We start from the raw sequence: 2,635 nt of genomic DNA on the forward strand, positions 1-2,635 counted from the left end.
ACTGTAATAGGGGGTGTGGTTGGTCAAGGGCTGTGAGGGTTGTGGGGCGCTTGGGGAGAAGAGGTGCCAATGGAGGCATAAAGGTTGGATTGTGCAATGCGTCAAAATTAGAATGGGGGATTGGGGGAATGGAGGGCGTTGGGGGAAAAGGGTTGATGGCAATGAATAGGCTGATGATAGGTTTGTAATAGGCTTGTATAGGCTTTAACGGGGCGGTTTATCGGCAGTTTGCTTGTTTTCTGTGAATTTGCAAAATCGTAAAAACGTGAAACTGTAAAAAGGTGTGTGGTTGCTCAAGAGCCGTGATGGTTGTGGAGCGCTTGGGGAGAAGAGGTGCCAATGGAGGCGTAAAGGTTGGATTGTGCAATGCGTCAAAATTAGAATGGGGGATTGGGGGAATGGAGGGCGTTGGGGGAAAAGGGTTGATGGCAATGAATAGGCTGATGATAGGTTTGTAATAGGCTTGTATAGGCTTTAACGGGGCGGTTTATCGGCAGTTTGCTTGTTTTCTGTGAATTTGCAAAATCGTAAAAACGTGAAACTGTAAAAAGGTGTGTGGTTGCTCAAGAGCCGTGATGGTTGTGAGAGGGGGATAAGCCCGTGTGAGAAGGGTTAGAAAAACGTTTGGTTTTGAAGCTGTTGATATAGGCATGCTGTTTAGAGGCGTAAAGGAGAGGGATTGTTCGTTCTAAAAGCCTATGATGTAGAGAGTATGAGTTATTCAAGAGGGTGTTTGGGTATGGATAGAGTTTGAAGGGGTACTGCTTCTTTGCAAAGCAGAGGTATTGATCATAAGTTTTGTTTATTCATATGGTTTTTTATGGCATCCAGTACCTGTTGGCTTATCTCCTGATGGGGCAGCCGTCGTAAACCTTTTGGGGTTGTTTTTTGTCCTAATTGAATGGGGATAAAATCAACCTTGTTTTTGCGTGCGCACTCGAGGATTATTTGATCATGCGTGTTGGAACCAAAAATATGAAGAATACATGGTGGTTTAGGCAAAAGAGCTAACTGCTCAATTAATGCGCAAGAAAATGCATGGGCAGGCGAATGAATCCATAATATGCAATATTTTAGATCATGCCATTGTTTCACAGTTTCTAAAAATTGCGCCTTTGATGCCGCACAATCATAATCCAACGACACGCACAACTGTCTGTTGTGCAATGCCTCAAGCTGGACTTTATGGGAAAGAAAGCGTGCAGCAATAATCACTTCTTGCGGCTCTAGTGATTGATACAAAGGAGCAAGCATCCCTGTGCCCCCTACCACTAAATAACGATAGCGCGCTTCCTTTTTTTTCATGCCCCCTCCCTTATTGCTTTAAATCCCACCTCTTTGCTTTAAAAATGTGTACATTTCATCAGCAAGTCTTTCACAACGTGTTTGTACCTCTTCACTTATAACTTTCCAAGTACGACCTTCATCATCTGAGGAAAAATCTTCGTTGGAAGAGGCAATTTGACATTGGAGTGTGTAACCATAAAGCGTGTGCACCACCGGCACTAAATGTTCACAAGGTTGTGCGCATTTTTTGGCCGTACTCCCATGAGAGATAAGTCCAACAGGTTTATTTAAAAAGGCATTATAGGCTAAATTATCAAGAGCATTTTTTAAAACACCCGAATAAGACCCTTGATAAACGGGGCTTGCTAGAATAACGCCATCAGCCGCGGCAATGGTTTTGACAAACTCACGGACTGCAGCACTTGGATTAGCCTCTACCTGCTGATGATAATCTGGATCTGTCATCGGCAAGGGCTGTTCACGCAAATCAACCCAATGAAGTGATGCACCCCGTTTTATGAGGCAATCCGCTAAATAACTGGCTAAAGTTCTTGTTAAGGAAGGTTGACGCACAGACCCCAAAATAATTGCTATATTCAACAGGATTCTCCTTTATCTTTTCTCCACAAGCCTATAACGCAAGGCTTATAAAGAAGTGTGAGTAAAATGATGCGTATCATTATGCTGTTTATAAAGAGCAATTGTGATGATATCGCATCATCATAGAATCAGTCCATGCTAACAAGATTGTTGACAAAACAACACCTTAAACTTGTAAGGGAATGTTAGTGCTTTCATTAATATTAAAATGCTTGATCTCAAGAATCGCGGCTGTCTCGTGTTTTAGAAGCGCTTTTATGAATATATTCTAAGCTATTGGCTTGCAAGAACTCTAATGAAAAATGGAATGTATCGTCATATTTTGATTTATAATGATCATTGAGCCTTTTTAATTGGAATAAGAAAGTTGTAAGATTTTCTCATTTCAAATGCTCTTATTGCGCGATCAATTTGCGCATCAATGGAAGTTCCTTTTTTCATGTCTTAAGTGGGCGGAAAACAATGGAGAAAAGAATAAAAATGCTTCTGTCTTTTCAAGGGATAAAGGCTATCGTAGAAGCTAGATAGGGCTGTTTGTAGGGGCAGAGCGGTATGGCTGTTGTAGGGGCAAGAGCGGTATGGCTGTTTGTAGGGTGCGGGCGGGTATGGCTGTTGTAGGGGGGGCGGGTAAAGGCTGTTGTAGGGGGGGGGGGGTGGCGGTTGTAGGAGAGGTAGGGGTATGGGGGGGGTGTGGGGAGGGGGGAGGGGTTGTTGGGTGGGGCGGAGCGGGGGGGGGGTTGGGTTGGGG

At 43.7% G+C, this 2,635-nt stretch carries 4 protein-coding genes; 2 read left to right on the forward strand and 2 right to left on the reverse strand.

Annotated features, from left to right (window positions below; translation table 11 throughout):
- Both ACFIN0_RS08925 and ACFIN0_RS08930 read left to right on the forward strand, forming a co-directional pair.
- A partial coding sequence (locus ACFIN0_RS08925; protein WP_375702366.1) for a hypothetical protein occupies window positions 1-188 on the forward strand: 188 nt, incomplete at its 5' end.
- Between the two features lie 117 nt (window positions 189-305).
- Window positions 306-458 (forward strand): hypothetical protein, encoded by a 153-nt coding sequence (locus ACFIN0_RS08930; protein ID WP_375702367.1) that lies wholly within the window; start codon window positions 306-308, stop codon window positions 456-458.
- 331 nt (window positions 459-789) lie between these two features.
- Here ACFIN0_RS08930 and ACFIN0_RS08935 read toward each other — a convergent pair whose 3' ends face one another.
- Together ACFIN0_RS08935 and ACFIN0_RS08940 are read right to left on the reverse strand one after the other, a co-directional pair.
- Window positions 790-1,305, reverse strand: a complete 516-nt coding sequence (locus ACFIN0_RS08935; protein WP_375610213.1) for a short-chain dehydrogenase — start codon at window positions 1,303-1,305, stop codon at window positions 790-792.
- Window positions 1,306-1,323: 18 nt separating this feature from the next.
- Window positions 1,324-1,887 (reverse strand): NADPH-dependent FMN reductase, encoded by a 564-nt coding sequence (locus ACFIN0_RS08940; RefSeq protein WP_375610212.1) that lies wholly within the window; start codon window positions 1,885-1,887, stop codon window positions 1,324-1,326.
- Window positions 1,888-2,635: the final 748 nt, after the last annotated feature.

It is taken from the genome of Bartonella sp. AA89HNZF, assembly GCF_042196905.1.
In the GTDB taxonomy this organism is placed as follows: Bacteria; Pseudomonadota; Alphaproteobacteria; order Rhizobiales; family Rhizobiaceae; genus Bartonella.